This window comes from Pseudomonas sp. B21-021 (genome assembly GCF_024749205.1).
Lineage (GTDB): Bacteria > Pseudomonadota > Gammaproteobacteria > Pseudomonadales > Pseudomonadaceae > Aquipseudomonas > Aquipseudomonas paraglycinae.
In genome coordinates, this window is the sequence record NZ_CP087192.1 from 4365187 (window position 1) to 4391717 (window position 26531).

The window sequence follows — 26531 nt, forward strand, 5'->3', positions numbered from 1 at the left end:
GTAGATCATTGGCGAAGCCTGCCCAGCCTCCCCACGCTGCCGCTAAGCCCAGAGCACCAGCGACACAGAGAACTCGAATCTTATTCTTTCCATATCCAGCCGGCATCACTAAAGGGCGTAGAAGATATACCATTACCGATATAAGCGCTGCGAAGAAAAACGCAGCCACGCCCGACGTATAGTACGCCGCGCCTACTACCGCCGCGACGGTAAGCAATACTGCGAGCACGAATCTGTGATTACCCGACACTTTTCACTCCCTTCAAATGTTTGCAAGCATGTGCTTCGATAAAAAATATGCTGCATTAATGAAATGACATAACTTGCTTTTCGGTTAATAGAATAGCCGCTCTACCACATCCACTTGTACCTTTGCGAAGATGACGGGAGTTGATGGGAGGCGGCGAGAGCTCGAACTGGAGTCTAAAGTTTGCGCGATTATCCGACCAGCTTGCTCGTAGAAGCCGTAATTCCACCGGTACTGCTCGATGAGCTCTGCGATCAAATTCACGCTTTTTATCCAGTGACTTACAGAACATCTGATTAACTTAGCGTAATGTCATAATGATGTCCACGGAGGAGAGAGCGTCACACAAGGCACACGCCTTTCCTTCGCGATCTCTGCACACAGCTACGCGCAGAAGCCAGTCGCATGACGCTTCAGCACAGAGGAGAGCCATCGCGTTCGTCTACTGCTTACGTCTGTCTTTCCTAGATTCTCTCGATGCTATAGCAATACCGCTTTTCAAACCCCGCTGACCTGAGCTGCCTTCGTGCCGGTAGTAGTCGCACGCACATCTCGAACACTCGCTCAAACAACTTCAGTATCAAAAGTAGTAACGCTTGAGCCACCACTTTCGGCCGAAAGCAGTCATTTCTGAACGTCCGCTTTTGGCCGAAAGCAGTCATTTGTGGACGGCAGCTATCGGCCAAAAGCGGACATTCGATGAACCCAGAATGCTGGGGTGATTCATTTGGTTTGTGACTATCACCAATCGACTTAAAACGATCAGTTAGGACCGTGAAAATGGCTAAGTCGATCCATTGCGCAAGACATAGAAAAATGAAGGGGGCGGATTGCCGAGGCTGTCAAATTCGAATTCAGCACATCGATTTTAACCTTACAAAATTCCTTGGAAAACTCATTTAACCTAGGCAAGCTAAAGGCTCATCTTCGATAGCAAATTATGAATTTCGACACCCTCCACATCACTCTATCCACGCAACTTCAAAACCTCATCAGCGGCACCACGCTTCTCACCCCCGACAGAATACGCTCCCGTCAGTTCTCGGTTTTGCGATACCAAGACGACACCTTGTACGTTGAAACCCAGGGTGGGACTGAAATGCAACTACCTCTGCATGCCTTTACGAGAACGCTGACTCACATGTACGAAGCGAGTTCCAGTGCACACCGCCCCTCGTTGATACGCTCAAGCAATCTTGAGCCACCGCTAGGAGGTCTGTGCGACGTTTGCCGAGGCGCCAATGGCGAGACTCGTTGGATCACGTACGTTCTTCCGGTTCTCCAGTATCTGGGCTGGGTCCACATCAACGGTGACCAGTGGCCAAATACTTCATGGCTAGCATCGCCGGCCTGACGAAGTATCCCTCCCAAACAAAAAGGGGGATGGGTTCATTATCATGGAAAAAATGGGGACGGATTTATTATCTAAAAATAAATCAGTCCCCTTTACCTGGAGTTCGCCGAGGTCCGCTTTCGGCCAGAAAGGGCCATCCAGTAGCTTCTGCGGCTTGGCGATCGCCCGGAAAGCCATATCTTCGTCGCACAGGGAAGTCATGGAGTGGCCGGGTATGACGTCGGGCTTATTGGTCTTTTGGCTTGAATCGGCCTTTAAAAGTGGGTAGAGGGTTCGAATCTGTATTCATGTTGCGTAGCTTAGATATACACGTAGGGCAAATAACTCAATCTAAGCACAAAATATTACATACTTAACCTTTTTTGTGATGACGGTTCTTGACTATTTCCCATGCCTCATCCAATAGCATTCGGAATGTATTATCTTTTTCGGGTACTGGATGAATTACGAGGTCACTTAGTGTTGCCTCATACAAAAACTGACCATCCAAATCAAGCGCATAAATGAGTTTCTCTCGAATGTCTTCGACATCATTAGATTTGAGATGCTCACAGTATGCTTGATTGCCCAGAATTGACCCCTCGTTAGGCCTTAGTGATAATGCTTCATTCAGAAGAGCCGCGGCTTGATTCAGAGTTTCTTGTCTGAATTTTTCATCAGACCATTGTTCTTTAGCATCGCACATACTCATGAATGCCTTAGCGCTTTTAAGCTCACCTAGCTCATGTCTGATCTCTATATCCTTTGAATCTCCAAACTGAGCAAGAGTATCTTCATAAATCTTATTTATTTCATGCTTTTTATTTATATCCCACAGATTTGAGATTTTATTACAGCGAACTGTAATTAAATGGCTTTGTATCTCTAGTGTTTTTGCATTTTTAAATCTCTTCTCGAAGGCCTCGCATAGTTCAAGCGCCTCTTCATGTTTTTTCAGCAATCCTAACCCAACGACCTTGTTAGTCATGGCATGCGCCATTTCCTCGCCATGCGATAGCATGGCGTCTGCTTCAAGTTGCGACATTAGCGTATCCAAGAGTTGGTTAAGCTCTTCGAGCCTTCCCATTAACCCAAAACAACTTGCCTTCCCATTTAAAGAGGTTGCTAGTGTTTTCTTCAACAGAGGATTATCAGTAGCCGAGAAGCTTTGGATGACTTCCTCATATACTCTAATCGCTTGGTCATACTGTTTGAGATCAGTTAGTGCGGAACCGGCATTGACGAGAGCTTGTGCAACTTGCTCTGGAGACGCCGAGCTATCATCTGCAGCATCACGCCAGAATCTTGCGGCGCGTTCATTATCTCCCACCCTGTAAGCATCAAATGCTCTGTTGTTCCAATCTTTAAACGTATACTCTGACTCTGGTTTGTTTTTAGCCGCAATAGCTGCCTCAGAAAGCGCAGTTGCGGCATGCTCTGAAATGTTTTTCTTAAAAGAATGTTGCCCACTTACGGACAACTGCATTTCTTTAATTGCTAAATCCGCGCCATGTTGTACGCGCTGAATATGCGTATTGAAACCTACCTCTGCTTGTCCTTCCATTTGCTGCAGTTTAATTTGAAGAGCGTCCAACCGATTTTGCAGTTCGTGTGCATGCAGTTGAAACCAGCCGTTAGCGGTGACCTCAGCCTCTTTTCTAGCTTCTTTTTGAGCTTCTATTTTGGCCTCACCTCTAGCTTTACGTGAGACCGAAAAGTATCCAGCCAGACCAGCTAGTGGTAGCGCGATACCCAGTGCAGAAAGCAGTATCCCCAAGATGCTGAGATTTTGATCTATGTGCGAATTTTGAGTATCAAGCCGCTTATCTTGAGTTTCTAAGCGCGCTGAGAGAGCCTGAATGTCTTTTTGAAGACTTTCTCGAGTGTTTTCTAATCGAATTTGAGTGAGGTCTTTATATGTTGCAAGATCCAATGCCTCTTGTTTGACCGTGGCACCGTAACAGAATGAACTTAAGCATACCGCGCTGCCTAAGAAAGCTATGAGTGCGACTGTTTTGAACTCGCTCTGATGAAATCCCGCCATCGCGTTCGATTCCTTTCATTTGGATTAAACCTTAGATTCTCGCCGGGTGTAATCTCGAATTAAAGCTTTTTTTGACGCGCCAAGATGGTTTCCGCTGCTAGCACCTAAATCTATGCTTGCGTCGTGCCAAAGGTAACAGCGTGCGTTAGTAGCAAAATGCAGCGAAGATCTTTGCGGGGACCGACTGCTTCTGACCGAAAGCCACCGTTCGTAAGCGGCAGCTATCGGCCAATAGCGGACCTTTCAGCCCGCCGTCGTGGAGCAGGCCGGAGCGCTGCATTAGGCGCGTCGGGAGCTATAGGTACTCGTTAGGCCGCACAGAAAGCGGTGATCAGAGTTTTCACCAGCTCCACCGCGAAATAAATGACCAGTACCGACGCAGCAGAAATTCCGGTAATTACGGAAGTAGCGAAAAACCAGATCCACCATCTACGCCCTTTCGCGCTGAATGTGCTGCCTAAGGTTTGTACCTCTGATAGTGTTTGGCGACCTCGTGGCTTACCCAAAATTTTTTGCACCTGATGCAAGTACCTGCCAGTCCAAAACGCCTTGATGATTTCCCAAGCAATGAACAAAGTCAGTGAGAGAGTCATCAACAGACCGCATAGCGCGAAAATCCATTGCGGCAGCTTGGTTACCAGCGTTGACCAGAATGCGAAATATCCAGCATACCCAGCAACCATAATGAGGTTCGTATAGCTCGCCTGGTGATTCATCTGCTTTTCTTGCAATTGAATCAGTGCGTCAACTTGCTTATCCGTCGCGCTGTTGACTTTGAGGGCATGCACATCCTCATTCAGAGTCTGAACCGCCCTAGTAATCTGATCGGACCATTCTTCAAAGGGTAGGTGGCTCACATATCTTTCCTTTTGGATGAAGGTGGAGGCGCAGGGCTGCAGCCTATTCTAATGTGCCATCAGGACGGAGCCGAGTAAAATCCGTCAACCTGTGTTGGTGGATGTCAGTTATGGGTCGTTTTCAGCCTGTTACCATCAAAGGCTTTTGGACTGCTATCTTCCTCTAAGTAACGGTCTGATCATTTTTCGTAGAAACTTTTTTAACCTTATCTAATAGCCCACTCAATGACTCGAACATTTCAACCATGTGATTCATATTGCCCGACTTAGAATTCAACGCTTCAGGCCATTTTATCTCTTCTGCCAAAACTTTTAGTATTTGAATTTTTGACTCGGCCATGCCCTCTGCCCCCTCAACAGAGAACTCTTTAATTGCATAATATGACAACATATAACGATCAAATACGGACTTGGCTTTCATGAACTGAACCGATGAATCAATGAAGCTTCGATACTGTCTCAAAAACCAAGCTGCCAAAAACTCCACGACAAGAAATGTGAGTGAGCAAGAGATTACGCCATATATCAGCGGCTTGTTGATCCCCCAGATGTGAGCAACTAATTGCCAAACAAAAATCGACGCAACATAGAAATATATACCGCGGCGCAAATACATTGTGCCTGTATCCAGTAGTTTGGAAGCTTTCTTGTCAGACGTCTCAATATGCATGTCGAGCGATTTAGTTAGCCCATTGATGTAATATTCAATAGCGCTTGACTGATGAAACTCCGCCTTGGGAACATCTACGGCCACCTCTTCCTGCGTGTTATTTGCCCCGCTCTCCTTTGATGCTTTGAACTGCAGAAACTCCTGTCTAAGTTCGGACAGCCTTAGGTCAATTTTGCTCGAGCTAGCGCGCTCATCTATGTCCACAAAACTTGAAGGCAGGGGCTTATGATTAATAAACACTTGGTACTGCAAAACGACAAACAAAACCGCCCCAATACCAAGCCCAGTCACGGCGACCAAAGTTTTGTAGTCAAAAGAACCCCATACTCTTTGCAGGATCTCAGACTCAAAGCCACTCGGAAATGTTATCAAAAAAATCGACAAGAGCATAGCAATTACACTTGCAGTTAGATATTGCATACTCTTATAGAGCTTTAGTTTTTTAGCCTGCTTGCTTGGAGTCCACTTATAAATAATTTCATCCGGGCTTTTTTTGAAGGAACCTCCAGCGTCTAAGGAGTCGTTAGACTCATATCTGTACCCGTGAGCTTTTCTACTGTAATACTCGTTATTCATGCGATTGGCGCTCCCTGCATCGGATACGTGCGAATGATTAAGGCTACGGCGGAGAACCCAAGACAGAGGAGTTCAATCCGGCTGTTTCCCGATGGGAAGTTTTTGAACGCATCGTTAGGAATATACATTGCGGCTACTGTAGTAATCAGTTCGTGCCTTCTTTGTAGCCTCAGATACTTCTTTCTTCATAAGTAATGTAGAACATATAGAAAATTGGGCTAGCTAGCTGTATCAAAATGAGACGTTGGATGAATACATTTCCGCCGCCTTCACCCGAAGGTAGCATTTCGCTAGCACATCGTCGAGTGACTGCTGTTGGCGGACAGCGGTCGCTCCAGATTGTCCGCTTCTGGCCGACAGCGGTCGCTCCAGGACGTCCGCTTTTGGCCGGCAGCGGTCGCTTGCCGATGTCCGCTTCTAGCCGATAGCAGCCGCTCAAGAACGACCGCTTTCGGCCAGAAGCAGTCATTTAAACAGGTTGAATTGGCCTCTCTCTAAAGCATATATTGGAGGCCGCAGTATGAGCTGCGACACCACCTACCAAAGGTAGACTTAACCATGAACCGCCCTAAACCCAACACCACAGCCATAGAGGAGAGTGCTCATGCTTCTCCGGCTGAGTCCTGGGGTGAAAAGGAGGTAGCTCGCGAGATTGCGCTGCTCGAAGCGCATATTCTTGAAGACAGGATCAGTCGACTGATCGACGAAGCGCATGTTGCAGTAGAGGCCGACAACCCAGTAGGACTCAAAGACCTCTACTACGAAATCCTCCCAGTCAATATCGAGGACGAGCTTAAGCAAAGCTACCTGGATTACGCGATGTCCGTAATCGTAGGTAGAGCGCTGCCTGACGACAAAGCATTGAAGACTCTACGTGGGTTATCGCATAGAGGGATATCGCTTTTCACAAATTTTGCGCATCGCCTTTCAGCAGCCATTGCCATCAATCGCCTACAAATAGCTGCCCTTGCCTTCATGAGTCTCAGTAAAGCTGCTGAGATCGCTTGCAACCGAATACCACTCTTCGCCTACGGTCCAGAGCTCAGTGAGTTCCGACATAGGCTCCGGTAACACCCGCCGCTTCAAAAAGACATCCGACATCTTTTTTTAGAGGAAGGGTCAATCATGACTACCCGCATTACTTCGGCTGAGTACGAATCAGCCGACACCATACGCTGTGCCCACTCTTGGGATCATTACGCTACACACATTGAGGTTTCGCATACGCATGATCACGATCCGATTGAGCATATCGTCGTCTGCGCCGAATGCGCTCGCCTTGCGGGACTTGTGCTGTGCTGCGCCTGCGTCGATGAGGCGCTGCTAGTACATGCAGGCGCTGCATCTTGTGAAATGACTCCGGTTTACGCCCCTAATGAGCTGGTCGATGGCCGCTGCGCCAAACATATCGCGCTGCGTCTTCAACCTGCGCTGACCAGCGATTTGTCTTCACCGCAGGCTCGTGCTGGCTGACGCCGATTAAAACCAAAGGAAAGGGTCGCCTACTGAGGCGACCTTCGTTGATGCGCCCACTCTCAATCAACAATGTTCAATCTAGGTGTCTGAATTGCCACCGATTGAACTGCACCGCCTTATCTAGATACTTGATGACCGCTATTGGCCGATTTCTGCCTGTCGGGACCGGCTGAAATCGACCCAAGCTGCTGCTGAAGGACGGCAACTACCGGTAAGGAACGGAAATTCACCTATCGGAGCACTAATCGCCACCCGATCATAGACACGCTATCCAAAGATTACGTAGGCTCAGGGAACGCCTTGTCGCCTCTGCTCTATTGCTAGTAGGCTCGTTACAATCGTTTAGCACAATGAAATAAAGAGGTTACGAATGGATGTTGAGGGTTTTGCCACATCTATGGCGCAAACCAATTACGCCGTAGATGTTACTCGCTTATAATTAAGCTCGCCTAACTAGACTGGGTTGCTTTAATTTCGTTATCAATACTTAATAAAAAAGAGGCCAGCAATGAAGGAAACTCTTGGCAGACTATATTTGTGGCAAGTAGCCCTTAATAGAATCATTGATCTTCTGGCGCTCAGGCAACGAGTTGGCCGCTTCTGCAACACTGGCAGGCCAATGGAAATCACAGAATTGTATGACAAGGAGCGCAGAAGGTTAAAAACTGGCCTTCGACTTGAGGGAGGGGCATTAAATAGCTTTGAAAACAAAAATGGCTCTTTATTCCCTGATATCCATGACATTCAGCTAATTAATGAGCTAATAACCGAGGAGATAGTTATTAAGTTTGGCACCATTTTTAATGGTGGTTATGGTAAGCCAGGAATAATTGCTGGGAACAACAAAAGATTTTGGGAGCCGATCATTGATGAAATAGTGTCAGAGGCATTTTCTGGTGACATTAGAGTTAAATTTATTAAATTCATAGAAGATGCCAAAGCGTACCGCGACAAGCATGGCGCTCACTTTGATCAAGAAAGCTTTATCATGACACATGGCAATAAAAAACCTGATGAAGACGGAGTTGTTTATAGCGTAGGCTGGAGTAGTGCCTTATTGACATTCGACTGGAGCTTTGCAAGTGATGCTCTACCTGTTTTTAGCAAGGCCTTAAATTGTCATGTTAAAAAACTACAAAAAGAGGCTGGCATAATATAGGGTATGGCTTCGATGCATAATAATTATCCAGGGCATTCACTCCGCTCGCTTGGATCGTTTATATCTCACCCCACTCAAACACCATACCTCAAGAACAAAGCCATGCCGGATTTTTAAATAGAGCTTCACTTACTATACGACCAGTATGGGTCGTTAGCGGTCGGTTGCGAATAGCTGCTAAATACCCCAAGCTGAGGGTGGCGAGAGGCACGTCTCAGTCAGAAGTATTCCCCTGTTCGGTTTCATACTCCGCTAGGTTAGTCAGGCCAAAACTGGATTTCACGTCCGTTATTGTCAAGTTCGTTTAGCCAAAGCATTGGAGATCTGCTATAGAGTAGCGGAAAGACCTCCACACCTGGTTGTGATGCTATATATTGCCTTATATCTTCCGAAAAGCTTAGAGCGCCTCTCGACTCACTTGAGACGTAGATGTGCAGCTTCGTGGCACCGCACTGCTGTGTGTTGTACTCCTTCCATCGCACAATCTCCTTCAGATCCTCGATTTGCAATTGACCGTATTGATCATGGTGCACATCAATCATCACCATCTCGCCTGAAATCTTAGCAAGAAAGGCATATACGTGGTAATCCCGTGGCAGCTCGAAGATCGTACATATCTCGATCTTCCTTGTGTACTTCTCGTGCAAGAAACCGTACAGAAGCGCCTCGACGATATCACCGTGCTGTGGCCGACCAGCTAGCGATGTCAGCGCATTCTTGCTGTCTGCGCCCAGAACGTGACTGAAAGGAACGATGAGCTTCCATCCCTTCGCCAGAAGCTCCGTATTTGCGGCGCTCACTTCTTGCCAGTAGCACTTACTATCGGCCGGATCGCACAAAATCACCATCACCGGAAGCGAATGCTCGATCCAATACTTTAAGTGCTTCGACTTTCCTCGAAAGACGAAGCCGAATTCAGTTCGCTCTTTCAGGAAACTTGGACCGCATTTGATCTGCGCTGCAATCAGCCTACCAGTACCTCTCTTTTCAGGACTGACCAGTTCGATCTGCGCGTCGATGCCTAGGTCTGCTTTCCGTTGATCTCTAAAGATCCATTTGAGGTCATCAGAAATAATTTGGTCGACCATTCGGACCCCCTTGTCGCCCAGGTAGTCATCGTCGCCATATTGGGGAAGGTCTTCTACTTCCATTAAATTTAACACCTTGAGCTAACTGTTATGCCTTTCGACCACTTCCATTGAAGAGTAGCCGAGATGGGGGTAGTATTTTCCGCCATTTAAGTCTGATTACGTTCCTTGTTAATATGTAACTCCTTCAACAACTTGGGTGTTCGTTAACAAATGTGGCGTTTTACGGAGTTCCAGAGCACTTTACGGAGCTGCGGCCACTGTGTCTATGGTGTGTTTTAGCCGTAGTACATCGCTCGCTAGCGACCGCTATTGGCCGGTAGCGGTCGCTTGTGAGCGTCCGCTAAGGGCCGGTAGCGGTCGCCTGCCGATGTCCGCTTTTAGCCGAAAACTGCCGTTCGCGAAGGATAATAGTTCACGAGTATTTTCAGCGCCAAGTGCCTTTCCACTGTCGCGCAAATAATTGCCGACAGCTATACACTACCTTTCAGATAATCCACGCTCACTAAAAATACCTTCAAAATACTGTAAAAATTCGTTTTTTATTTCGGGACAAACCTTCTTGATATAGAAAAGAAAATACCATAAAGGTGTGGCCTCTCCTGTATCATCCTGCTCCCAGTCTTCCTCATTTCCGAAGCAACAGATTACACATCGTACGAAATTCGCGAATGCTGGATCCGATTCTCTATATTGCCTTTCAATTGGCCAAAGATCGACAAAGAAGCCCTTCCTTTGCTCCTGACTAGACTCAACTACTCCAGGAGTTACAGCCTTACTCAGGTAGTTAGACATAAGATCGAGTTTTGCAGAAGAAATACTACTTAAAGCGTCGCCTTCAATCAAATGAAGCAAAAAATCCGCGTAGCACCGCACTAATTGATTAATGGATACGCCGGCGGCAAGGAGACGCGCCTCAAGATTTTCGACTTCTTCAATTTCTTTTTCATCACTCATTCTTTAACTCCATCACATACGCCGAGCTTACCCATAACTTGCGCGCAAGATCGGCAAAACTTCAACTGTTTACCATCATTCCTTACGGTCGTAGATGTTGAGCCGTTCGTAATATCTCTCAAAGCTTCGACAGATTTGACATCGTTAGCCTTGGCAATCTTACTCAGCGCATCCGCTTCTCCGCAGTGCCCATGAATAAAAGGAGAACGTTGATCGTCTGGTATCGATTCATAGAGCTCTTGAACCACAGGATGCTGAATACCTTCCCCACCTGCTTTCGTGCTGTATCCAACCTCCGGTGCTTGCAGATTACCCGACTCGATTGTAGTGCGTGTGCCTTTGTTGTTCGGCGTAATTCCTTTTTGACGAGCCAGCCCGCGCGGGTCAGTCCACCCAGTAGGATTCGGAACATACTGGTAAAGGTTGAGTCCCCCTTCGTAACCAATAGGATCTTGACTTATGAAACGTCCCACTGACGGGTCGTAGTAGCGATGCCTGTTGTAATGCAGCCCCGTCTCATGATCATGGTACTGCCCTTGGAATCGGATAGGATTTGCAATGCCCTGCTGCTTCGCCCAATACGACTGCTCCTCCCGAATCTCACCCCAGGCCTTGTACTGAGAGCTCCATACGACGTCACCATTCTGATCGGTCATCTCCAAAGGAGTGCCCAAATGGTCGCATTGGTACCAATTCAATACATCGATTGGGGGCGATACTGCGGAACGATTCCAAAGCGGATCATCCTCTAAGCTGTAATCCTCATCGTAGTCAGGCAATCCCATCAGATTAATGGAATGATTCGACATCGCCTGAGCGACAGGAATGAATGTTCCGGGCTCAAACACGTAATGAATAGTGCGGCCCGCCTCCCCATCCTGCTGAGGAGCACGACTTTCCCAAGCCAAGTTATCGCCATCCCAACCGTACAACGTAAAGCCACAGCCGTGCTCTCGCTGCAATCGAGCGTGCTCAGCGCTATTCCACAGTGAGCCTGCCGCCGGCCGCTGCTTGTAGTGGACCTTCGAATTCTTGGATAAACGTCGACCAAGGGCGTCGTAGGCAAACTCCACCGAAAGCCTTGAGTCCTCAAAATGCACCAGCCGATCAAACAGATCCCAACGCATCTGGCTGTAAGCACCATCGCACCAACGCTTTATCTGGTTACCACGCTCATCGTATTCGTAGTGAGTCCCTGCATACTCGCGCAGCAGGTTATCGACTAACTTGCTGCGTGGGGGAGTCAACTCCAAAGGCCGCCGACTCTCTGCCGCTTTCTCATCAAGCAGGTTACCCGCCGGGTCAAAGTCGAAGGTTTCAACACCCAAACGACTCACTGCGCTCAACAACCGGCTCACCGGGTCATAGCGATAGGACAACTGGCCACGGCGCGTATCGTTGATTTCGTTCAGTTGCCCTGCGGCGTCGTAGGCGTACTCACGCTTAAGCAAAACCGACTTGTCAGCACTACGCCCCAACAGTTGCTCTTGCAGGCGCCCGGCCGGGTCCCACTTCTGCGTCTGCACAAGACGATTACCTTGATGCCGAGCCACTTCGCGATGCAGGTCGTCGCGCTCATAGCCAAGCAACTCATGCTCGTTCAGGCGCAATGCCAAGAGATGACCGCTGCCGTAGGTCAACCAACTGACCCGATGCCCATCAGGACGGATCGTGGCCACACGTTGGTTGAGCACGTCGTACTCGTGCTGCCAAACAGCAACCAGTGGCTTGTCCAAACCGAGGTAGTGCTGATGCTCACGCACCATATTGCCGGCCATGTCATGGAACCATTGCACTTGGCTGTCTGCGTTACTGGCGAGGATCATGTTGCCCCTGCCGTCATAGACGTAACGCTCCGCTTGAGACTGGTCGCCAAGCGAAGCTAGACGCTCGGTTACACGCCTCATCTCGTCATACGCTACCGTCACAACACGGTCACCGGTGGCGACCTTTGATAGGCGTCCAGAAGCGATGTCGTACTGGTAGCGAGTCAGACGTCCGTCAAAGCCTGTTTCGGTCAACAAGCGTCCTACTGGGTCGTAGAGAAATTGCGCCGAGCGTTGATTCTGGTTCTCCAGAGCCTGCAAACGTCCCAAACGATCCCACCGATACCGCAGAGTCTGTTCGGCAGCGTCCACGCGTTCTTCGACGAAACCAGCTACCGTGTAGCTCCAGGTCGTGCAGCGATCCAATCCGTCGACATGGGCCAGAAGTCTGCCCTCAGCATCGCGCTCAAAACGCTCCTCTGTTTTGTCCGGATGCCGGATACGCGCTACCTGCCCAGCCTTGTATTCGTATTCGGTGCTCTGCCCTGCTGCATCCGTTGCGCAGATCATCAAGCCGCGATCGTCATACTCCCATGTACTGATCTTGCCCGAGCAATCCACATACTTGAGTAATTGACCCGCGTCATTGTATTCGAGGGTCTTCTCGTTACCGTTGGCATCCTTGATGGCAATCGGCAGACCTTTTTTGTCATATGCGTATTCAGTCTTGTTACCGAGCGGATCGACCGTTTCAACCAGGTTGCCGGCGTCATCATAGGCGCGCAGCCATAGCCCGCCTTCCGCGTCCATGATTTTGATGAGTTGGTCGTGGTCGTCATAGGCGAAGTGCACCACGCTATTGTCGGCGCGAATATGCTCAAGCCGATTGCCGCGCTCATCGTAGCTATAGCGGTCAGTGGCCCCATCGGGATGCACATGCCGGACGACGTTTTTGGCGTCATCGCGGAACAACCATTCCGACAAGCCATCGGCGTGACGAATGCGATACGTGTAGCCCAGGCTGTCGTAGTAATGCCATGTCTCGTTACCGTGAGCATCCGTTACGTACGTCAGACGAATGTTCTCATCCCATTCCAGACGGGTGTCGAAACTGCCGTCATCGGCCCACTCGCGCACGGCCTTGGCATCAGAGCCCGTGCCCTGCCACTGCAAGTTCATCCCGCGCCCGGTCCGGTCCGTGTAGCGCGTGATCAGATGATGCTCATACTGATACGACCAAGCTGCACCGTTCTCATCCTGGGCAAGAGTCAGATCGCCGTGCGCGTCATACTCATAAGCGCACAGCTGACGCTGTGGCGCCCCGTCACGGATCTCCCAGAGGCCGGTCAATTGTCCATGCGCATCGATCAGCGTGCCGAGGTGACGATGCACCTTGGTGATGTCATTTTCCTGATAGGTAATCAGGTCGGACAGTACGGGAGCATCACCGTGTCGATGCTCATGGTGCAGCATGATTCCGGCGCCACTACGCAAAACAACACCTACTAGCAGGTAGCAAAGCCCATGACGGATGTAGGTTTCCTTGCGATCGAAACCCCGGCATAGCAGCAACTGTCCCTCGCTGACATGCAGCAAAGTGATGTTTTCAATCGCGTCGTAATGAAACTGACCGATCTTAGGTAACGGATAGCTATGGCTTCGGCCGTCTGCATTGTGGAACAACAGACCATCGTCCTGCTCATCGATGCGAGTCGTGAACGGAGTGATCCAGCGCGCGCCCAAGATGCCCGAATCATAGGCGCTCAAGTCCGAGCAATACGTGCGGGTCCAATCAATGGGGAAAGCGCCGGGCAAGCTGAAATCCGAGTGATCAAACGTCTCTGTACCCATGGCAAAGCTGATGCGCTTGCAGGTCGCAGGACATACTTCATTTTTCTCATCATTGGGGCGCGTCTTCGGCTTCGACTCAGCCCGGCTTACTTCAACCTTGCCATCGCTGGCAACGCGTCGGGATTGGCTAGTCATGCCCGGTTTGACGTTACCGCCCTGGCCGTGTGCGTTGCGCATACGCCACGCTGCAACCGCGCTGGCCAGTACGACCAACAGCGCGCCAATCGAGCTTTGAACGGCCGGGTCACTCAACTTGTTCAACTGCGTGCGCAGCTCGGGTCCCATGGCGCGCAGTGATTTCGTATGAATCAGAACTTTTTTCTTTGCTTGTTCAGGCAACAGATGCTCGGCCGCACTGTTGGCAACGCCTTTGCCCGCTGCTTTGTAAACGTTTGCCGCGGCGCCGAAGATATTGCTGATAGCGCTCAAAGGATCATGTAGCAATTGATCGCTGGCAGCGCTTGCCATCTCCCCGGCTTCTTTTAAATTGCCTTTGGCATCGAGCTGTCCGTTTACGACGCGCTCTAACCCAACAGCAATTTCATTGAGGATCTTTTCGCCAAGCTCTCCTGCATCATTGAGCAGCTCCTTGAGTTTGGCTTGTGCCTGCTTAACGAAATCATCGATCACACCAACAATGTCAGCGTTCAGATGACCGACCACGACGTTGATCAACGCATCGCCCAACACCAGCTTGCCGACCTTGGCGACCTCCTGGCGAACAAGGAACAATGTCGGACGCAAGCTCATGCGCGCGGCTGCCATGTTCGGCGGCATCGGCAAGACACCGATCAGGTTGATCCCGAGACTGACCCAGTTGAGAGGATCTTGTCGTGGGCTGTTCGAGAGTGTCACCACATCGTTCAGTGCATCGACCAGCGCCATGATATTGCCGACAACAGGCAGCGCACCGGCGACCGTCTTGATGCGCTCCAATGTCACCAGATCGCCACTGATCTCTCGTAACCAAGCATCGAATTGAGCCGCACTTCGACCCACATCTTCCACCATGATCAGATTCAGCGGAACAACGGCGACTTGTGGTTCACGTTTGGTTGCAACAGCGATATTGGTCGTCATGGAAGCGTCTTACCAGCCAGTAGGCTCGGGAATTCAGAGATGTCATGAGGCTCATCGCCAGGAGGCCTACGTCTGCACGTCGCCTCTCGCTGGCAATGAAACCAGGATGTAGTCAGGTCGATCAGCTGATCACTGCGCCTTTCGGACCGCTCGCAATGAGCGCGGCGCCACAGGCAGTTTTCATACCGTCCAGAGCGATGGGCGTACCATCAACGGTGTAGGTGCTGCTGCCTTCTGCAATGGGGAAAACCCCTTTGCAAAGCGGACAGCTAACTTTGTGACCGACGCCAGCAATAGGCTTGCCGTTGAGGTCGGTTCGGGAGAAGGCTTCGAGCACTTTGCCACCGTGAGTGGTGGAGTCGCCTAAGCGAATAACATCTTTCATGGTGTCACTCCTTTGACTAAATCTTGGATTTATATCGGCCAGGCAAACGTTCGAAAGAGGGTCGCCCTCGTTCATATTTTCTGGCTGGCCGATAAAGCGCGCCGCAGTCACTACCGACCTGTCACGCGCCCTTCGATCTCACACTGCGTTTCGTAGATCTAGCCGACACATTTGTGTTTATCCAAGCTTGCTTAGCCAAGCTTCGATTGTTGTCAGCGAGATCACTCTTCGAATCAATCAGCTCTGCAGCCACCAATTCAGCAGCGTTTCATCCTCTTCATCATCAATGTTCTTGTAGACGTTGGCGTAATACCATTCGAGGCCGGTTTTCTCGCGGAAGCGATCAAAGAACTCATTGATTCTGTCCATCCCGTTGCTGGACGGCACAGCCAACGAAAGATTGCCTTCGAAAACGCCATCAAGTGTTCCACCCAGCTCATTGCCGACATCAGATTCGAGCTGAGCAATGACGTCCTCGGGGATGAAATCGGCGTAGATATGAATACAAAAATTCCCTCCGCGCTTGAGGACTTCAGCGTGAGTGTTTTTGTTTTTTATCGAGATGACATCACCTCGAGCCAAATTCAGCGCAAGGCCAGGTGAAGACAACAGCTCATATGTATCCTGCCCCATCGCAATTGCAGGGAGCTCCTCGAATACGGGGCCACCGTCATCTGATACAAACACCTGAATCAGTACAGGCAATTCTTTATCGTCCATATGGCGCTCCACAACTTCCACGTTCGACACACGACATCCCTTCCTTCACGTAACCGCTATTTCCCGCACTCAGGTTACACGACGCGCCCTCAAGATCTACGTTGACATCGGCAAGATTGCCCCCATTTGAGGTGGCCACATTCTTATGCCCCAAATGCATGTCATCAGGATTGGTAGAGGTATGTCCACACCTCCAGCACTTGTAAACGCCCACTGGCTTACTTTTATCAATGAGTTTTTTGCGACAAGCCGCCTGCCCTTTTCGACTGCCTCCGCCGACCTTACTCGCAGCGATGTCTTGAGGCGACGCTCCAGCGCCGTCTTTTAGGGCGCGCTTGGATGGCGGTTTCTTCACCAGCCCTAAAGGGTCCACCCATTGGGTTGGGTTAGGTGCGTATTGATGAAGGTTTATGCCCCCCATCAGACCTATCGGATCCTTTGAGATGAAGCGACCTACATGGGGGTCGTAGTACCTGTATCGGTTGTAGTGCAAGCCTGTTTCATGATCGTGGTACTGACCTTGGAAACGAATTGGATTGTTCAGCCCATGCCGTACTGCTGTGGCTGATGTCTGTTCTTTTGCCTGTCCCCACGCCTTGTATTGAGCGCTCCAGGCGACCTGACCGTCCTGATCGGTAAGCTCCAATGGTGTGCCTAAATGATCACACTGATACCAGGCTAAAGCATCAAACGGTTGTGCTTTGGGTACATGACTCCAAAGCGGGTCGTCTTCAAGACTCTCGCCACCGACATATTCAGGCTGGCTTAACAAATCAATCGAGGCGTGTCTGATCGCTTGAGCCACCGGAACAAACGTGCCGGGTTCATAAACGTAGTGGACTGTGCGGCCAGTTCCCCCATCAATAGGCGCAGGACTGCTTTCCCAGGAAAGATTATCTCCGTCCCACCCGTACAAAGTCAGGCCACAGCCAAGCAAACGCTGAACACGTCCCTGCTCATTTTTATTCCAGTGAGAACCTGCTTCAGGACGATTTCTATAATGGGCGGTTGAATGCTTGTATAGCCGGCGACCCAAGGCGTCGTAGGCGTATTTGACCGAGAGACGATCATCCTCGAAATGAACCAACCTATCGAACAGATCCCATTGCAATCGACTGCGTTGACCATTGTGCCAACGCAGTGTTTGATTGCCGCGATCGTCATATTCGTAATGGGTGCCGACGTATTCCCGTAGCAGATTGTCTACCAACCGACTACGCGTTGGCGCCTGATCAAGAGGCCGCCGTACTTCTGCCACCTTTTCGTCGAGCAGGTTACTGGCAGGATCGAAAGCGAATTTCTCAACCCCGAGGCGGCTTGCTGCACTGATCAGTCTTCCGACTGGATCGTAACGATAGGACAGCGGTCCGCGACGCGTGTCGTTTAGCTCGGTCAACTGGCCGACCGCATCGTATTTGTATTCGCGCTTGAGCAAAGTGGAATTGTCATCACTTCGGCCTAGCAATTGCTCCTGCAGGCGACCTGCCGGGTCCCATTTTTGAGTCTGGCGCAGACGATTGCCTTGATGACGAACGACCTCACGATGTAGGTCATCTCGCTCATAACCGACCAGCTCGTGATCATCCAGTTTCAACGCAAGCAAATGCCCACTGCCGTACGTCAGCCAGCTCACCCGGTGACCATCCGGGCGGGTCGTAGCCACGCACTGATTGAGGGGGTCGTACTCGTGCCTCCAGATTGCAACGAGCGGTGCATCCAGGCTCTGATAATGCTGATGCTCTCTGATCAGATTACCGGCCAAATCATAGAACCACAGCAGCCGGCTTTGGTCATTCGTGGCCAAAACCATGTTGCCATTACCGTCATACGCAAAGGATTCACTCTGAGACGTATTGCCCAAGCTGGCATGGCGTTCTACAAGCCGTCCCATGGGGTCAAACGTCATCGAAATGACGCGCTCACCGCTAATGGCTCTCGCCAAACGCCCGCTCTCGGAATCGTACTGATAGCGCGTAGCAACGCCATCGAATCCTTTTTCCTCAAGCAACCTTCCGACAGGGTCATAGTGAAACTGGGTGCCCTGCTCGTTTTCGTTTTCCAGCGCTACAAGACGACCCAGCCGGTCCCAACGGTAGCGAAGCGTTTGCTCGCAGGCGTCTACGCGCTCGGCAATCAACCCGGCAGCGTTATAGCTCCATGTCGTGCAGCGATCCAGACCGTCAATATGGGCAAGAAGACGCCCTTCGGCATCACGCTCGAATCGCTCCTGGGTTTTATCTGGATGAGTAATCAGGGCGATATGTCCAGCCTTGTACTCATACTCGGTGCTTTGTCCTGCTGCATCGGTAAAACAGATCATCTGACCGCGATCGTTGTATTCCCATTCGCTGGTCTTGCCAGAGCAATCGGTATATTTCAGAAGCTGACCAGCATCGTTGTACTCAAGCGCTTTCTCGTTGCCGATTGCGTCCTTGATAGCGATCAACTGACCTGCTTTGTCGTAGGCATACTCCGTCTTGTTTCCAAGCGGATCGACCGACTCCACCAAATTACCGGCATCATCGTAAGCTCGCTGCCATTGCCCACCTTCTGCATCACTAACCTTGATCAGTTGATTGAGATCATCGTAGGCGTAGTGAGCGACACTGCCGTCGGGACTGATGTGCTCGAGCAAATTACCGCGCTCGTCATAGCTGTATCGATCGGAGGTCCCGTCTGCATGAACGTGACGAATGATGTTTTTTGCGTCATCGCGAAAGAACCACTCTGAACGTTCATCGGGATACCGAATCCGGTAGGTGTAGCCCTTGATGTCGTAGTAGTGCCAAGCCTCGTTGCCATGGGCATCGGTGACATATGTCAGGCGGATGTTTTCGTCCCATTCAAGACGAGTATCGAAACTGCCGTCATCCGCCCACTCGCGCACGGCCTTGGCGTGTGAGGTGTGGCCGTCCCACTCCAGATTCAACCCGCGGCCGGTGCGATCGGTGTATCGAGTCAGCAGATGATGCTGATAGTAATAGCTCCAGGCAGCACCGTTTTCATCCTGTGCCTGGATCAGATCGCCGTGGATGTTGTATTGGTAATTACACAGTTGTCGTACAGGCGCGCCGTCACGGATTTCCCAAAGACCGGCCAACCGCCCATGATCATCAAGCAGGGTTCCGACGTGCAAATGGACCTGCGTTATATCCCCTTGATAGGTGATCAGGTCAGACAATACCAGGGCGTCCCCATGCCGATGCTCATAGTGCAGCATTAGCCCCGCGCCACTGCGCATTTTGACATCCGTCAGCCAGAAGGAACGACCACGACGGACATAGGTTTCTTTGCGCTCGAAACCGAAGCAAACCAGCAGTTGATCCTCACCGGAGCGAACCAGCGTGAGATTCTCAACGGGGTCATAGTGATAGAGGCCTACCTTGGGCAGAGGAAAATCGATACTACGACCGTCGGCTCCAAAGAAAACCAGACCATCGCCCTTGCAGTCGAATCGGGTGGTGAACTCTGTCACCCACCGAGCACCTAGTTCGCCATTGTCAAAGGCATCAAACCGGGAGCTGTAGGTACGCACCCATTCAATAGGAAATGGACCTGGGAGGCTGAAATCGGTATGGCTTAGCGACTCGGAGCCCAACGCGAAGCTAATACTGTTGCAAGTACCCGCGCATGCACCATTTTTCTGGCCATTGGCGTTAGCATTCGCAGGAGCCTGACGGCTGCTGGCTTCGAGCCGGCCTTCACCTGCTTTGCTCTGCGCCTTAGTGGTGGCATTAGGTTTAACACTAGCGCTCTGTCCATGTCCTCGGCGTTTACGCCAAGTCACCACAGCACCGCTGAGCATTTGCAACAACCAACCGATGGAGTGCCGCGTTCCCGGGTCACCCAACTTACTCAGTTGGGTTTTGATTTCTGGCGCCATCGCTCTCAATGTGCCGGTGTGCGTCATCACCAGTTTTTTAGCCTGGTCCGGCAGAAGGTTTTTCGCTGCGCTATTGGCAACTCCTTTACCTACGGCTTTGTAGGCACTGAATGCAGCCCCAAAGATATTGCTGATGGCCGCCTTGGGATCGCTAAGCAATTGATTGCCGGCAGCAGTGATTTTCTGACCCGCGGCGCGCGCATCGCCTTTTGCGTCGAGCTTGCCGTTGACGACGGCTTCAAGCCCTTTCGCAATTTCGTTTACCGCGCTTGCCCCCAAGTTCCCGGCATCGGCAAGAATGCCCGAAAGTTTACCTTGGGCCTGTTTTACGAAGTCATCGATCGTGCCGACGATGGTGGCGTTCAAGTGCCCGACCAGCACTTCGATCATAGAATCGCCCAACAACATCTTGGCACTGTTACGCAGTTCCTGACGTACCAAAAACAAGGTCGGGCGCAAACTCATACGAGCAGCAGCCATGGTCGGAGGGGCTGGTAAAACACCGATCAGGTTGATACCCAGGCTGACCCAATCAAGTAACTCCCGCTGCTTGCTTTTGGTAAGCGTGACGATGTCGCCAAGCGCGTCGACCAGCGCCATGATGTTGCCTACAACCGGCAATGACCCGGCGACCCCTTTGATTCGATCGAGCGTGACCACATCACCGCTAATGGATCGCAGCCAGGCATCAAACCGAGCGGCACCACGCCCCACGTCCTGCACATCCAACGTGTTGAGCGGAACGACGGCTACCTGAGGCTCGCGCTTCTTGGCAACGGCAGCTTCAGTCATGACAGCACCTCCCCATTTAACAGGTCAGCTGCCTTAAGCGCTGGTTTGGGCAAGGGCGGGGCCGGAAGGCTAGGCAGCTTGCCCGCCTTGCTTGCTGCACTAAGAATGCTCGACGCGCTCGGTGTCGCCGCACTCGCCACTTTAGGCAAGCCAGCCACTCCGCCTTGTACAGCACCTTTAACCTGTTGCGCCGTTTCCAATGCACCTTGCGCCGTCTGTACAGCACTCATCCCTGTCTGGGCCATATCCTTGCCCTTCTCCAGCACATCCCAGCTCTTGCTCGGCAACACTTGAGCAACCATTGCTTGCACTTGGCTTGGAGCTTCGTCCGCGCCCGGCGGATTCAACGGCCATTCCGGTTTGCCGATGTAGCTGCCTTCACTCCAGGTGTCCGCAGGATCCTTGCCGAACAGCACCCGCGCTGGCCCCGGTGCGGCGCCGGCGACGCTGGCGAACCCCTTGGCGTCGAGCTTGCCCTTGATGCTTTTGCCCAGCGCATCGATGACTTCGTAATCGCCGTCCTTGATGCCCTGACGCCCGGCGTACTGGTTGAACAATTCAAGGTTGCCCTTGCCCGGCTTCAGCGGTTCCGGGAAAACGCCCGCCAGGGATTTCGCCCCGGTATAAGCGAAGTTCGCCGCGTGGGCGGTGTACGGGCCGCTGGTGGCGTGGGTGATGCCGCCGGCGTTGTAGGTCGTGGCGCTGCCGCCGCCCTGGATCACCAGTTCGGTCTTGGCGGTGATGGTGATGCGGTCGGCATTGGCGGTGATGTTGAGTTTGGCCAGCAGGTTGATGCTGTCCTTCAGCGCCTTGACGTCGATGTCGCCGGAGGCCGCCACCAGCCGCCAGCCCATGCTCTGCACGAACAGGCGCATGCCGCGACTGGCGCTGGCCAGCAGGCGTTTGCCGATGGAAAAACTGGTGTGCCCGGTACTGCTCAGCGCCAGGTGTTCGCCGGTGGCGATGTGGCTGGAGCGCGGCGTGGTCAGGGCGATGCCGGCGGGACTGGCGAGTACCAGATGCGGCTCGGTGAATTCGGGAAATTCATTGGCGGTGAGGTTTGCAGGTCCCGAGCCGAGCACGCCTTGGTGCTGCGCGTGCAAGGCCTTGGCCACGTCGTCCTGATCGCCCGCTTCCTGGGCCTGAAGCTCTTTGGCCAGCGTGGCGAAACCGTCCTGTTGATCGCTGGCGGTGGCCAGGCGTTCGGCGGTTTCCGGCAGGTCCTTGTGGTGTTTCGATTCGTTCGGACGTGGTTCGGTGGTAATCAGCAGACCGGCGCCGGCACGCACGGCGCCGTGGCGGTCGGTTCTTAACTCAAAACCTTCACCCCGAGGCTGACCGCCGCTTGGACGTGGATGAGTCAGGTAACCAAGGTTGATCGCGCTCGCGCCGTGATCGCTGCGCAGCGCGATGCTGATCTCGCTGGTGGTGTCGTCGATGCGCAGTTCGTTGGCGCGGCTGCCCTTGTATTCCTTGCTCTTGACCGTGGCCAGGGTCTTGAAGTCCGGCAACTTGTACGGCGGCAGATTGGCGCCGTGGTACAGGCAACCGGTGATCAGCGGCTGATCGGGATCGCCTTCGAGGAAGGTGATCAGCACTTCCATGCCGACCCGCGGAATGTTGATCGAGCCAAAGGTTTCGGCGGCCCAACTGGAGGCCACGCGCATCCAGCAGGTGGTCTTGTCGTCGTGCTGGCCTTCGCGGTCCCAGAAGAACTGCACCTTCACCCGGCCGTACTGGTCGCAGAAGATTTCTTCACCTTCGGGACCGGTGACCACGGCGCTTTGCGAACCGAGGACTTTGGGTTTCGGGTGATCCAGCGGCGGGCGGTACGGCACGTCCCACGGGATCGCGTTGAAGCGGTTGCGATAGCCCTGATGGAAGTCGTCCTTCAGGTCAGTGGTGTCGCTGGTCACCGACTCTTCCAGCACTTGCGGCTGCTTGCCTTCGTGGAAGATTTCGGTGAGCAGCCACAGGTCGTTCCACGTCGGATTGGCGTGATCGGTCAGGGCCAGAAAATGCCCGGTGACCAGAATCGGCTGGTCGCTGTTGCCCTCGGCCAGGCGATAGTCGCTGCGATGGCGTTCGAGGTTGCGATTGGCCAGGTGCTTGCCACGCTCGCGATCCACGAAACGACCGGGGTAGTCGTAATCTTCCAGATCCGGCTGGGCGCTGCTTTTGGCGTCGCTTTCCAGCTCGATCTTCGGTTTGACGAAGTCATAATCGCGTCGCGTGGTGCGGCTGGAGCGGGTGGCCAGGCGCAGGCCGAAACGCTTGACCACCGGTTGGTCTGCCACCAGCCCGGAGTCCTGCTGATACGCCACCGGTGCGAGTTTCGGGAACACCGTCTGGTCATCGCCGAAGGTCAGTTTGTGGCCGCTGGACGTGTGCTGGAAGTGGTAGTGAATGCCCTCTTCTTCACACAGGCGCTGGACGAAATGCAGGTCACTTTCGTCGTACTGCGTGCAGTAGATGCGCTCGGGATACACCGCACTCAACTGGAAGTGGTAGTCGCTGGCAAGGATGCCGTGCTCTTCCAGCACCTGACTGATGATCTGCTGCACGGTCATCTGTTGAAAGATGCGCTGGTTGAAGCGGTGCGCCAGGTACGAAAGCTGCGGTCGCAGGGAGATCTTGTAGCGGGTCAGGCGCTTGCCCGCCTCGCCCTGGGCGATGCTGTAAATCAGCCCGTGGATGCCGGTGCCGCTCGGCGACAGCTGTAGAAACGCCAGTTTGTGCAGCAGACTTTCGAGGTTGATCGAGGCCTTCTCACTGACCAGTTCCAGTTCGAACTCGAAGGGGGTGTTGAGCGCCTCTTTCCCGGTGAACGACAGCACCTGGAAATCGCTGTCCGCGCCATCGATGGTCAGATTGAAATGAGGCTGATTGGCCGGTGAGAACATCCCTTGTTCCTCGCGCAATTCTGCGACGCGCAACAGCCCTCAAGGGGCTATAGGCAAAAAAATTTTTAGAGGTGAGTGCGCCCCGACCGGTCTTGCCGGCCGGAGCGGTACAACGATCAGCCGAAATTAAACGACTGGAGCACGCCAGTCATCGGAACCCGAAGTACCGGATACTTCGTGGGTCCAGGTGATTTTGCGGTAGGTGAACTGCACTTCTTCCAGGTGGGTGAAGTGGGCGTTCGATGGATCCTGGCAGTTGTGCATCTTGTTGTTGATGGCGACGATGATCGCGTCTTCCAGTTTGGTGGTGTAGTAGTGCTCTTGGGTACCTTGAGCCGAAGTGCGGTACCACTGGATAACGATTTCGCTCATGCGCTCGCCGGAGGTCAGAGCGGCTTGCAGCAGTGGCGAAGCCTTGTCGTAGACCTTGGTGATGATCACTGGCTTGTGAACGCGCTGACCGGTTGGCTGACCGGATTGCGGGTCACGCGGGATGATCACGTCGTGGCTGAACGCCTGAACCATGACCTGGTCTTCGTGACCTTCCTGGTAGGTGTTGCCAACGGAGTCGGCGGTGAAGGCGCCGGCAGTGATCAGGCCTTGTTTTTCGCCGGTAACCGACATGTACGCTGGTGTTGCCATGGGAGGTGCTCCTTGCGGATAAAGTTAGGGTGCCCGGGAGGCGAAATCGCCCGGTGGGTGCCTGACTGCCATCAAAGAGCGTGCCAGTTTTTCAGAAGCCTTGTAGATTAGGGATATGGCACGGAGAGAGCTGTTTCTTGGGCGAAAAACCCTGCATTTCAGGCAAAAAGTGCGCAAGAAGTTGCGCAGTACTGCGCAACTTCTTGCGCACTTGGCTGCAGGCGTTGTGGCGTATGGGCTGTAGCGATTTTAAAGGCAAAATATTATGACCATGTGCGCAACTTCTTGCGCACTTTCAAAAAGGATCACTCAACACATCAATGACTGATTTTTTTCATAGCACGAAGTCAGAACAGCATTTTTAGATGGACAAACATTAGAAGCGCACCTTTGCACAAACCATAACAAACCGTAAGCCAATGGCTATTCTCAACACTCCTCCAATTCAACGCCAAAATCATCACTTGAGACTTGGGCAATTTCATTAAGCCGCTGGCGCAATGCAGCGGTCAGCTGCCGCTCCACTTCCCATGGATCCGACAAGGCAGCGAGTTGCGGTGCCAATTGAGGCGACATACTCATCAGCGAATGATTGAGCGAACGTGCCGTTTCAAAAGCGGCCTTCTGCACGAAGCTGATCTCGACCAATTCACCCTGCGCCTTGCGAAACTCTATCTCAGCCATCCGCGCCAGGTAGTGCTCTCGATGCGCTCGTGCTTTCTGAAAGTCCGGAGTCTGCCCTTGCGCAGGGTCAACGGGCGGCGGCGCAGCCATTTTGGTCGGCTCGGATTGAGCTGCGACGTGGCTGTACACATCACGCTGAAGCCGATCCTGTTGGTGGCGAGCAGCGACGGCAGCCTTGCTCGGATCAGCGGTATCGCGGATCAATGCTTCGGTGGCCAGCACATCGACCTGCTTGCCATTGGGCGACAGCACCAACCGGCCATTTTCTTTCAGCCAGGTGATGTAGCTCGGTGATCGGCCGATGTGCGCAGCGAAGGCGCTCTTTGACAGGTACGTGACTGCGTTCATAAGCCCTCCTTTTCAGCGGCTTTTCAATGAATCCTTTCAAGATTTCAGTGGATTGAAATTTCAGTAAGCTGGCGGGCCTCCCACTAACAAGATCCCGCGGGTTGCCGACCCCGTGTCCTTCGAAAGTCCTCAGGGTCCCCGGCGACTTTTCGGTGGCCTGGGCTGCAGATCCGCTTCGCTCGACTAGCATCAGTGGACGATCCGTCAGAGGGAGAGATGTCATGGAAATGATTGCCGTGCGTTCCAGTGCGATGACCGCCGTTGGCTACGACCCAGCAACAAGACGAATGAGGATCCGCTTTGAACAGGGTCACTCTTACGATTTCTGCGGCGTCCCATCAGTCATCCACAATGGCTTGATGGCCGCGGTGTCCAAAGGCGCCTATTACAACCAGCACATCCGTGATCGTTATCAGTGCTGAGCCCCGTCTTCTACTTGGAAAGACGGACATCCCTGCAAAGGTTTCAGCTAGAGAGAATCCGCGAGTTCGCTAACCCGTGTAGGGGGCGGCCCTCAGGGAGGACCCGTGAAATCTGCGCCCTACCCGGCCTGCCCGGCTCATGCCTTCGGTTCCGCCTCGCTCAGGTCCCGGCGCTTGGCGACCCAGCGTTCGTACAAGCCGATGGCAACATCGGCGCCGGCCATTGCGGTCAGGCAACCCAGGGCGCCCGCTGTCCAGATCGACAAGCCCGCGCCGAACAACAACATCATCGCTGACACGCCGCAGACGATGCAGGCACCGGACCGAAGTGCGAGGCGGCGCAGTAACGCTCAGCCTCTTGCCCCGTCCTTGTCAGCGCGCCACATCTCGCCGGACACACCGCCAACCAGGGAAAGGGCAATCACCAACCAGATCGGCGTCTCTGCCAGTGCCTGTTGCTCGTTCGTCATTGCCCTGCCCCTTAAACAAAAAGACCCGGCGCTATGGCCGGGTCAGGTGGTGGGTGGCCGGCCGCGCTTTGCGGTCGCACCCATCGAAGATGGCCCCTTTTTACAGCTCGATTCTGGTGGCAGCAAGACCGTTTTAATGCCATCCGCTGAATGTGTGGGTGACGCCCGGTGAACGGCT

At 52.6% G+C, this 26531-nt stretch carries 15 protein-coding genes and 2 pseudogenes; 4 read left to right on the forward strand and 13 right to left on the reverse strand.

The genetic code is table 11. The features are described from left to right. Positions 1–1953: 1953 nt before the first annotated feature. From LOY31_RS19510 to LOY31_RS19520, 3 genes are all read right to left on the reverse strand, one after another. Positions 1954–3624: a hypothetical protein gene (locus LOY31_RS19510; RefSeq protein ID WP_258712078.1), complete on the reverse strand. Its 1671-nt coding sequence runs from the start codon at positions 3622–3624 to the stop codon at positions 1954–1956. A gap of 308 nt (positions 3625–3932) precedes the next feature. Next, entirely contained in the window at positions 3933–4481 is a 549-nt protein-coding gene (locus LOY31_RS19515) for a hypothetical protein (protein WP_258712079.1), read from the reverse strand. A gap of 163 nt (positions 4482–4644) precedes the next feature. Then, positions 4645–5727 (reverse strand): hypothetical protein, encoded by a 1083-nt coding sequence (locus tag LOY31_RS19520; RefSeq protein WP_258712080.1) that lies wholly within the window; start codon positions 5725–5727, stop codon positions 4645–4647. Between the two features lie 699 nt (positions 5728–6426). Between LOY31_RS19520 and LOY31_RS29510 the strand changes: the two are divergent. The 3 genes and pseudogenes from LOY31_RS29510 to LOY31_RS19535 form a co-directional block, all read left to right on the forward strand. Continuing rightward, positions 6427–6579, forward strand: a pseudogene (locus LOY31_RS29510) (hypothetical protein); the annotation flags it as partial. A gap of 273 nt (positions 6580–6852) precedes the next feature. Then, positions 6853–7200, forward strand: a complete 348-nt coding sequence (locus LOY31_RS19530) for a hypothetical protein (protein ID WP_227972361.1) — start codon at positions 6853–6855, stop codon at positions 7198–7200. A 511-nt stretch (positions 7201–7711) separates the two neighbouring features. Next, a complete protein-coding gene (locus tag LOY31_RS19535; protein ID WP_258712082.1) occupies positions 7712–8362 on the forward strand; it encodes a hypothetical protein in 651 nt (216 codons plus the stop codon). Between the two features lie 257 nt (positions 8363–8619). Here the strand turns inward: LOY31_RS19535 and LOY31_RS19540 are convergent, their stop codons facing one another. The 9 genes from LOY31_RS19540 to LOY31_RS19580 all read right to left on the reverse strand — a co-directional run bounded on the left by LOY31_RS19540 (position 8620) and on the right by LOY31_RS19580 (position 25461). After that, positions 8620–9513, reverse strand: coding sequence for a DUF4365 domain-containing protein (locus LOY31_RS19540; RefSeq protein WP_258712083.1), 894 nt, complete (start codon positions 9511–9513; stop codon positions 8620–8622). 417 nt (positions 9514–9930) lie between these two features. Beyond that, complete coding sequence (locus tag LOY31_RS19545) at positions 9931–10407, reverse strand: hypothetical protein (RefSeq protein WP_258712084.1); 477 nt, start codon at positions 10405–10407, stop codon at positions 9931–9933. Continuing rightward, positions 10404–15104, reverse strand: a complete 4701-nt coding sequence (locus LOY31_RS19550; protein ID WP_258712085.1) for an RHS repeat-associated core domain-containing protein — start codon at positions 15102–15104, stop codon at positions 10404–10406. Before LOY31_RS19550 ends, LOY31_RS19545 begins: the two co-directional genes overlap by 4 nt. Before the next feature lie 121 nt (positions 15105–15225). Continuing rightward, positions 15226–15489, reverse strand: coding sequence for a PAAR domain-containing protein (locus LOY31_RS19555; protein ID WP_130902052.1), 264 nt, complete (start codon positions 15487–15489; stop codon positions 15226–15228). 237 nt (positions 15490–15726) lie between these two features. Beyond that, positions 15727–16209, reverse strand: coding sequence for a DUF4265 domain-containing protein (locus LOY31_RS19560; RefSeq protein ID WP_236190878.1), 483 nt, complete (start codon positions 16207–16209; stop codon positions 15727–15729). Then, positions 16199–20884: an RHS repeat-associated core domain-containing protein gene (locus tag LOY31_RS19565; RefSeq protein WP_258712086.1), complete on the reverse strand. Its 4686-nt coding sequence runs from the start codon at positions 20882–20884 to the stop codon at positions 16199–16201. The genes LOY31_RS19560 and LOY31_RS19565 overlap by 11 nt, the downstream gene beginning before the upstream one ends. Beyond that, a complete protein-coding gene (locus LOY31_RS19570) occupies positions 20881–23787 on the reverse strand; it encodes a type VI secretion system tip protein VgrG (protein WP_258712087.1) in 2907 nt (968 codons plus the stop codon). The genes LOY31_RS19565 and LOY31_RS19570 overlap by 4 nt, the downstream gene beginning before the upstream one ends. Before the next feature lie 126 nt (positions 23788–23913). Next, positions 23914–24429 carry an Hcp family type VI secretion system effector gene (locus LOY31_RS19575; RefSeq protein ID WP_039767797.1) on the reverse strand — a complete coding sequence of 172 codons (516 nt, stop codon included), beginning with the start codon at positions 24427–24429 and terminating at the stop codon, positions 23914–23916. A gap of 429 nt (positions 24430–24858) precedes the next feature. Then, positions 24859–25461 (reverse strand): terminase small subunit, encoded by a 603-nt coding sequence (locus tag LOY31_RS19580; RefSeq protein ID WP_236191885.1) that lies wholly within the window; start codon positions 25459–25461, stop codon positions 24859–24861. 221 nt (positions 25462–25682) lie between these two features. Between LOY31_RS19580 and LOY31_RS19585 the strand changes: the two genes are divergently transcribed. Then, on the forward strand, positions 25683–25883 hold the full coding sequence (locus tag LOY31_RS19585; RefSeq protein WP_258712088.1) for a KTSC domain-containing protein: 201 nt from the start codon (positions 25683–25685) through the stop codon (positions 25881–25883). Positions 25884–26020: 137 nt separating this feature from the next. Here LOY31_RS19585 and LOY31_RS19590 read toward each other — a convergent pair. Further along, positions 26021–26353, reverse strand: a pseudogene (locus LOY31_RS19590) (phage holin family protein). Positions 26354–26531: the final 178 nt, after the last annotated feature.